We start from the raw sequence: 6867 nt of genomic DNA on the forward strand, positions 1-6867 counted from the left end.
ATGACCGCGCATGTCGCCGGATTTTTCTTCTAGGGGCACGTCCTCGGTAAAGTTCGCCAACTTGACGAATCTTAGAGGGTGTTTGGAAATTAGGCATTTTCGAGCCTATTGACCATGAGGCGAGTACTGGCGATGTCGATCATCGTTTCAGATGTCTGGACGCGGTATTCATAATCCTTGCTGAGCCTGCGATTGCGCCCCGAGCCAGGCAAAGCTGCGTTCGACGATCCAGGTCAAGTCGGTGATCTCGAAGGCGGCCTCGAGCACTTCGAGGAGGACCATGAGATCACCTGGAAGTCGTCCATTTCGACGCGCTGGCCGGGATATTCGGCGTCGACGCCCTGGTATGTGATCCTGAACTCTTCACGCGCATGCTTCTCGCTGTGCCGCAGTGTGGCGACGTAGAACGGGTCGAGCTTCTTGATCCCCTTCTCGAAGGTCTTCCTGCCTACACGAGCTACCTCGGGCAGCCGCTTGGCGCGGAGATCTTCGTTCAAGGTTTTCAGCGCGCCGAGATAGTCCATGCGGGCTGCGGCCATGGACGGCCGTTTCTCGGTGGCGAAGCCCTTCTGGAACTTGAAGCGGATGGCATGCTCGGTCTGGTTGGGATTCGAGCGCTGTCCTGCTCGTGGTGCCCTGGAGGCTGATGAGCTTGTGCGCCTTCAGCCCGCCCGCCTTGAACTTCGCCATGTCCCGGGCAAACTGACGGGACGATGGCAGCTTCGTGACGATGATCTCTTCGCCCGGGCGCGCCGCCTTGTGACGATCCATCATGATCTCGTTAGCGATCTCAGGTAGCAGCCAGTCGAGGCATTCCTGTCTGAGATTGACCTTTCTGCCGTCGGCACGCTTCCCGTGGTCCGCCTCTTTCTGTTTCACCAGAAAGCGGCGGCAGAGTTCAGCCTTGAACATCGCCTTGCGACGCTTCTTGGGGCTGCACGTGCTCAGGGTCAGTCGGGCATGTGTGTTCCGGATGCCGGCCTCGGTTAGTACTCATATAGCTGCTCGAGTGCTGGCCGAAGCCGCGCCTCCGCCGGCTGCCAGAATTCAGCTGGGAAAAATCCTGGAGAGTAGGCGATCACCACGTCTTCAACGCGGGCACCGACTCTGGTCCGACGTAAGGCATCAACCATCTCATCGATCTTGATCAGGATTCGGTCGAGCGGGGGATCGAAAGGGGACCGGTCGGCTCTTCCAATAGGTATCGACCGCATCAGGGTCGCCGTCATGTGCGCCGACAATGCGCCAGATCGACAGCCCCAGACGTCGTCGCGGGTTCCAGCGATCGGACCCACGGCGATGAGCGCCGGCCGGATCGCCAAAGGCATACCCCGATTTACCAGCATTGACCCTTCTTAACTTTGCATCTGGACACGCACGGCGCACCATCTGCCCAACCCAGTTAGTGGAGCTTGTAGCAACAGACCCAACCGACTCCAGAACGTGAGTAGCACACATGGAGGAAGGACATGATCGAACAGCAGCCCCCGACGTCCCGATATCCCAGCGTAAACGACCATGCTTCTGCGGGCAGCGATCCGAGAATGCTGCTCGCCTCGATCGTTCACGATTTCAACAACCTGCTGACGCCGATCGTCACCATCCTTGAGGAACTGCAAGGTCGACACGTAGGTACGTCCAGGCAGCTGAAGAAGATCGATGGGGCAATATACTGCGCATTTCGCGCCAAAGTGCTCGCTCGCCACCTTCTTGATTTTGCCAGTGCGCGGCCGGTAAGCCCAGAGCCCGTGCAGATTCGCCAGCTACTTGCGCCACTCGAGACGGCTCTCGCCAGCATCCTCTCTCCAGACATCAGGCTCAAATTAGACATCGCCGAAGAACTTCCGCCTGCCTTCATCGACCGCCAACTGGTCGAGCGCGCTCTTCTCAACCTGGTTATCAACGCGCGCGACGCTATGCCCGAAGGCGGCGACGTCACGATCACAGCGGCGTTGGAGTTTCCGCCTGCCTCTCGCTCACCCGGACCCGAGCGGATGATCCGCCTTTCTGTCGCCGACTGCGGGGTGGGGATGGATCACCAGACGCTGAAGATGGCGGGACAGCCTAATTTCTCGACGGGGACCAATGGCACCGGTCTTGGCCTCGCGACCGTCAGGCGACTGATGGAAAGTTTGGGCGGTCGTTTCTCAATAACAAGCGCTCCTCGTCGGGGCACGACGATCGATCTTTGGCTGCCGGCAAGGTTGGCCTGCTTCGCCGACTGAGGTCTGCCTGGACAGGAAAGGACAACTGCAATGAAACTCCGCGCTTCAATAACTGACTGGATATCCGCAGTTCGTAATCTCGTAGCTCCACGATACCGACCCGAGCTTCACTACATGCGCGGCCCAGGTCCAGCCTTCGCACGACGCGCTGTGATGGTCCAATCGAGACGCGAGCTGCAGATCCTGCAAGCCCCGCCCCGACATCGTTGATTTTCGCCAGATAGGCGCAAGCCGCGAAAACGTGCCTTGCCCCGTGCAGCGGTCAAATCGGAATGGCCGACGGACAGATGCCTGAAAGCCTCGCATCATCAGGCCGACTTGTGACCGGAAAACCTGGGAGAACGTTATGTATTGCTCACGCATCGTATCTTTTGCGAGTGCCGTCACTTTGGCCTTTCTTGCCACTTCCCCGCTCACGGTGTCTCCCGCCGGTGCGCATCAAGCGCCGACCGGATGGACTTATCCTTGGGCCTGCTACTCCAACCTGAATTGCCAGGAGGTCGATGCCAAGGCGATCAGCGAAAAGCCGCAAGGCTATGTCACCATCGGTGTTTCGCTCCTCCGCATATCGGGCGAGGGGCTTTCGGTTGAAGTTTTGGAATCGGCCCGCCCGACTGATCACGTGCGGGTGCTCCCGGCTGGTGCGCGCCGGGCAGATAAAGCGCGCCAGTTCAATTCCATCCCGTCCGCGCATCCTCATGTGCTGACGGATACGCCGGCAGGTGACCACCCCCCTGCGCCTGCTGGCAACCTTTCCAATTCGCAGCCGACCTCCTCCCCGGGTGCGAATATGGCCGGCGGGGTCACCCCTCCCGCCTCGCCGGCCGCTATTTCCCTACGCGATTGCCCCATTCTCAGGCCGCACTGTCAGAACCCGACACTGCGCGCCGGTTCGGCGAAAAATCACTGCTATAGCTGCCGCAAGGCCATGGGCGAAAGCGAAGCCGCATGAGACAGAACCTGTCGGCGAAGCCATGGACCGATGCCGAGAAGGCCCAGGTAGCGCATTTCGCCGCCCTCGGAATGTCCGGCGGGGACATCGCCAGCCGGTTTGAAGGCCGTACCCGAAGCTCGGTTTGCGGCCTGGTGAAGCGCATGGGTGTCAAGCTCCTTGGCCAGAACGGCGGCAACACAAGCCGCAAGGGCAAGAAGCGCGCCCCGCGCAAGCCCAGCAACGTCATCCCGTTCCCGAAGCAGGCGCGTGTCGTGGCTGTGTCCAAGGCCCCGCCGCCAAAGCCCGTAAAGCTCTCCGTCGCCAGCAGCAATGTGGAACTGATGGTAGCCGACTGGCTGGCCAAGAATGGTGGTCCTCGCCGGATTGAGCGAGGCGTCAGCCGGGATTGGATCGAAGGCTTCCTCCGAAAGCATGGCTACGCCTTTGACATCTGGACGTGCAAGCCGCGCCTTGGCGGGCGCGTCGTGACGTGGCGCACGGTCAATGATCTGGTTGACCGGCTCCGCGCTGGAGAGGGCTTGCAACCGTTCAAGGTGAGATCAGCATGACTTGGCTCGGTTCCATCGCCAGCCTATTCCATGCCACCCCATGGCGGCCCTTGACGGCGTATCGCATCCGCAAGGCCAAGGCTGAACTCCTTGCGCCGCTCCCGCCCGTAATCAGGACGTGGCAGTGATGGCGCAAAGCAATCATCATCATTTGCCGGCCGAAGCCTGGAGCCCGTGGGGGAACCAGGGTCGTGTGGCCCGAACTGGAATTGCGTATTCGTGCGAGCTTGGCGGTTCGAGCGAAAGCGGATCGCGCGAACATCAAATCGAGGAACTAACGGGGCTGCGTTATGGACGCCAGAAATCAAAGAAATCGACGAATACATCGCCCGTGCGGACGCCCTCTTGGCGGGCCCGGATGCGGATTTTCCATCGCCCGTTCGTTGATGTGATCCGCGCGTTCCATCGCGCTCTGGCTCGCCCTGGAGAGTGACGAGTGATGCACCGCATCATGCGCGCGCTCGCCATTCTTCTGCGGAGCCCGCGTTTCGATCTTCCAACGGCCTGCGTGCGCGTGCGCGGCGCGGGCTTCAGGCTTCAAGTCTAAAGGATTGGAGCAGCCATGACCAACAAGCCAGCATGCCAGAACTATCCAAACTGCCAATGCGACTACGACAGGAAATGCCTTGATTCCAGAGCCGGCTGCTGGCCTTCGCTTGTCATCATGGCTGCTTTGTGGGCGGCGCTGATCGCGGCGGGCTCGTTCTGGCCGACAAGGGTCGAGGCGCACCCGGCGACGACTGCGGCAGGCAAGCCGATCGGAATCAACTACCCAGCATCTTGCTGCAAATCCGCCGCGACCTCACCGACCGGAGACTGCGCCCCGATTGATGACCGCTACGTCACCGAGCGGTCGGACGGCTACCACGTCGACATTCCAGTCGGCGGACATCCAAAGCTCAAAACCAAGGGCTACAGCAGCATTATCCCCTACGCCAAGGCGAACAAGCAGCCGCTTAGCAACGACTATCATATCTGTCTGTCGACGGACGGCAACTACCGATTCTGCTTCTTTCCCAAGCCGGGGGCAGTGTGATGGGCGAAATCGTTCTGGTCATATTCCACTGCCTCGGCGTCGATACGCCGGTCTGCAATGCCAGTGTGGCTGCTTATTTCCCGCAGCACCTCCAATGTGTCGCGCAATCGCAAATGGCGGCGGCAGAGTGGGCGGGCAACCATCCGAAGCACACCATCCGAGCAATCACCTGTATGCCGCAGTGCGACCTCGCCGCCACCCTGGGGAGGCACGAAGCCTGATGGAACTCCAATTCGTCCCCCGCAATCAGGTTGTCGAGCATCTGGAAAACGGCTGGCGACTGCTCCCCGACCACCGCTACATCCCGCACGACTATGCCATCCTCATGGAAAGGGTCGAGCGTCCCGAACCGCTCACAACTGAACAGATACAGGCGATGTGGGAGCGGATCGACCCGCCTCCTCCTGCCCCCGAAACCAGGCGTTGCAAGCGCGGCCACTACCTTGCCGGCGACAATCTATACGCCCGTCGCGACGGTCGCGGCTGGTGCTGCCGGGAATGCATGAGGATCGGCCAGCGGGCGCGCCGCGCTGCCGAGAAGGCGATGGACGTTCCGGCACGACCTCACCTGATCAAAAGCCCCTCTTTTTTGCCGCGTCCCGAAGGCGTCTCTGGCCTTGCTGGGAGACGAGCATGAGCAAGTTGCGCGTCCTGTTGGTGGGCTGGGTAGTGCGGCTTCCGTACGGCAGGCATCCTGCGAGATCGATCCACACGCGAATCAACGCCGGATCCGGTCCATGCTCGGCTTCAAATCGATCACCTGCCGTCGGGTGCTGATCGGCTTCACGGGCCGTTGCGATCGCTCCCGAAGTCGGCTCTCGCTATCGCAGGCAATGATTGCCTCCCGGTTCGTCTGGCTACCATCAATGACGATACGATCTGGTCAGCCATGACGGTTCAGCGCTTTGCGGATGAAGCGTTCTGGCAGCAGGCAGGCCACGGTTCTCGCCGAAGAAGAACTCGACCGTGGCGCCGACGCTGTCGACGGCGCGGTAGAGATACATCCAGCGACCGCACCCGGATATAAGTTTCATCAACGTGCCACTTGCCGGTGACCGGACGTTTTCTCCGGTTGAAGCGATCAAGCAGCAACGGCGAAAAATGCACGACCCAGCGGTGGACAGTGGAATGGTCGACGCTCAACGGCAAGATACTGGCAGTCAATCGCGGCACCGCCTTGAGGGCGAGGGCCTGGTCAAGCGGCTGAGCAATGGTAGCGTGGTCATTCTGCAGATATCGGTCGATGAACTGCTCGACATTTTGTTCGTGCGTCGCCTGCTTGATGGGGAGGCGGCGTTCCTCGCGGCCGAGCGCATGGAGAGTGCGGATGTGGCCAGCTTGATTGCTGAAAGCCGCGTCATTGTTGCCAATCCTGAACCATCCTTTGATGGGTTCTGGCGCTACGACGACCGTTTCCATGAAACGATTGCACATGCGAGCGCAAAACCCATTCTCGCCAAGACAATCGTCGACCTGCGCAGCAAGGCGCGCATGTGTCACGTTAAGCGCATGCCCGGCCGCTTTGGCGATCAAGCGAAGGAACATCTCGACGTTCTTCTCGCCATCGAGGCGAAAGATGCACGCGGGGCCAAGAAGGCGATGAGCCACCACTTCGACTGGGTTCGCTCTCGCTTGTTGAACTGGCTCGGCACGTAGGGGACGCGAAGGGCTAGTAGCGACTCCCTACTTTGCCAGATCAGGACATTTTAACTTAGCTGCTACACGCCCAAAGTCGCATAAGCAGCAGTCTGGGAAATTCGAGTTGTGAACTTTACTACGAACACCCGAACGGCGAGCGCGATAAAAGACGCTGTCCAAATCACCGCCCCCATCGCTCATCAAGGCTTTCGAGGGCGTTGTCACATTGTTTGAAGAAGTGGCGCGCGCAAACCGCGGCAATGCCTTCAGGCAAGCTGACTGCTCACGGCTTTCGATTCAGCCGTGGCTTGAAGGCGATGATTTTGGAGTTGGGAAGCGGAGCGGTTTGTATGGGAGGGAACGAAGAGATTGCGGACCCGCTGAGAAGAGCGAGACGGAATGTTGCAGGCCACCGATTGATCGGAAGCTCTGACGCACTCGTTCCCGTTTTCGAAACGGTGCATG

General features: G+C 60.1%; 10 protein-coding genes and 1 pseudogene. 9 read left to right on the forward strand and 2 right to left on the reverse strand.

What is annotated here, in order from left to right; genetic code table 11:
* Window positions 1–233: 233 nt before the first annotated feature.
* The gene (locus G6N73_RS34005; protein ID WP_165034289.1) at window positions 234–539 is read right to left on the reverse strand and encodes a hypothetical protein; all 306 of its coding nucleotides are present in this window, start codon (window positions 537–539) and stop codon (window positions 234–236) included.
* Here G6N73_RS34005 and G6N73_RS34010 point away from each other — a divergent pair.
* The 8 genes from G6N73_RS34010 to G6N73_RS34040 all read left to right on the forward strand — a co-directional run bounded on the left by G6N73_RS34010 (window position 538) and on the right by G6N73_RS34040 (window position 5401).
* Window positions 538–798 carry a hypothetical protein gene (locus tag G6N73_RS34010; protein WP_165034290.1) on the forward strand — a complete coding sequence of 87 codons (261 nt, stop codon included), beginning with the start codon at window positions 538–540 and terminating at the stop codon, window positions 796–798. The two genes, G6N73_RS34005 and G6N73_RS34010, sit on opposite strands and share 2 nt — an antisense overlap.
* 671 nt (window positions 799–1469) lie before the next feature.
* Window positions 1470–2225, forward strand: a complete 756-nt coding sequence (locus tag G6N73_RS34015; protein ID WP_165034291.1) for an ATP-binding protein — start codon at window positions 1470–1472, stop codon at window positions 2223–2225.
* Window positions 2226–2255: 30 nt separating this feature from the next.
* Complete coding sequence (locus tag G6N73_RS38930) at window positions 2256–2435, forward strand: hypothetical protein (RefSeq protein ID WP_246252793.1); 180 nt, start codon at window positions 2256–2258, stop codon at window positions 2433–2435.
* Window positions 2436–2571: 136 nt separating this feature from the next.
* Window positions 2572–3177 (forward strand): hypothetical protein, encoded by a 606-nt coding sequence (locus G6N73_RS34020; protein ID WP_165034292.1) that lies wholly within the window; start codon window positions 2572–2574, stop codon window positions 3175–3177.
* Entirely contained in the window at window positions 3174–3728 is a 555-nt protein-coding gene (locus G6N73_RS34025) for a hypothetical protein (RefSeq protein WP_165034293.1), read from the forward strand. Before G6N73_RS34020 ends, G6N73_RS34025 begins: the two co-directional genes overlap by 4 nt.
* Window positions 3729–4290: 562 nt before the next feature.
* Complete coding sequence (locus G6N73_RS34030; RefSeq protein ID WP_165034294.1) at window positions 4291–4764, forward strand: hypothetical protein; 474 nt, start codon at window positions 4291–4293, stop codon at window positions 4762–4764.
* Window positions 4764–4985, forward strand: a complete 222-nt coding sequence (locus G6N73_RS34035) for a hypothetical protein (RefSeq protein ID WP_165034295.1) — start codon at window positions 4764–4766, stop codon at window positions 4983–4985. Before G6N73_RS34030 ends, G6N73_RS34035 begins: the two co-directional genes overlap by 1 nt.
* Complete coding sequence (locus G6N73_RS34040) at window positions 4985–5401, forward strand: hypothetical protein (RefSeq protein WP_165034296.1); 417 nt, start codon at window positions 4985–4987, stop codon at window positions 5399–5401. The genes G6N73_RS34035 and G6N73_RS34040 overlap by 1 nt, the downstream gene beginning before the upstream one ends.
* Window positions 5402–5527: 126 nt before the next feature.
* Here the strand turns inward: G6N73_RS34040 and G6N73_RS37675 are convergent.
* Window positions 5528–6009: pseudogene (locus G6N73_RS37675) on the reverse strand (IS6 family transposase); the annotation flags it as partial.
* Between G6N73_RS37675 and G6N73_RS38155 the strand changes: the two are divergent.
* Window positions 5893–6420: a GntR family transcriptional regulator gene (locus tag G6N73_RS38155; protein ID WP_165034297.1), complete on the forward strand. Its 528-nt coding sequence runs from the start codon at window positions 5893–5895 to the stop codon at window positions 6418–6420. The pseudogene G6N73_RS37675 and the gene G6N73_RS38155 overlap by 117 nt on opposite strands.
* Window positions 6421–6867 lie beyond the last annotated feature (447 nt).

The organism is Allomesorhizobium camelthorni (assembly GCF_011045125.1).
GTDB lineage: Bacteria > Pseudomonadota > Alphaproteobacteria > Rhizobiales > Rhizobiaceae > Allomesorhizobium > Allomesorhizobium camelthorni.